Origin of the sequence: Nonomuraea basaltis (assembly GCF_005893125.1) — a bacterium.
GTDB classification, from domain to species: domain Bacteria; phylum Actinomycetota; class Actinomycetes; order Streptosporangiales; family Streptosporangiaceae; genus Nonomuraea; species Nonomuraea basaltis.
Window position 1 is genome coordinate 1 of sequence record NZ_VCJS01000643.1, and the last position, 580, is coordinate 580.

Annotated in this window: 1 pseudogene; it reads right to left on the bottom strand. The window is 71.7% G+C overall.

What is annotated here, in order from left to right:
- Window positions 1-580: pseudogene (locus tag EJK15_RS69850) on the bottom strand (nitrate reductase subunit alpha); the annotation flags it as partial.

A 580-nucleotide genomic window follows, 5' to 3' on the forward strand; every position in this document is an offset into this window, starting at 1 on the left:
AGGCGGAGTAGCGGCGCCCGCCGGTCTCCGATCCGGACCACTCGGGCGAGGTGATCACCGCCTGCGGCCTGGACTGGGTGTCAGCGAACGTGATCCGCTTGCCCTCGTGCTCGGAGGCCAGGTCGGCCAGCTTCGTGCCGGTGCGCCGCTCCAGGCTCTCGAAGCCCTGCGTGGCCAGGCGGCCGTTGGTGGTGCCCGACAGCGCGAGGATGGCCTCGCACATCCGGTCGGCCGTGGCCAGCGAGACACGTCCTTCGCCGGTGGTGCCGTTCTTGCCGGCCAGGTAGTCGAGCTCCGGGCCGACCCGGTAGGTCACGGCTTTCGTCGTCAGCCCCAACTCGGCGAAGAGCGGCCCGATGCCGCGCACGCGCTCGCCGACGGCCGCGTAGTCGCGCTCGATCGTGATGATCTTCGGCATGGTCTTGCCGGGGATGGGCTCGCATTCGCCGTGTTTCCAGTCGCGCACCCGGCCGCCGGGCTGGGCCAGCTCGTCGGGGGTGTCGTGGGTGAGCGGGACGGCCAGCACGTCGGTGCGCTTGCCGAGGTGGCGGGCGGCCAGCTCGGAGAACTTGTCGGCGAG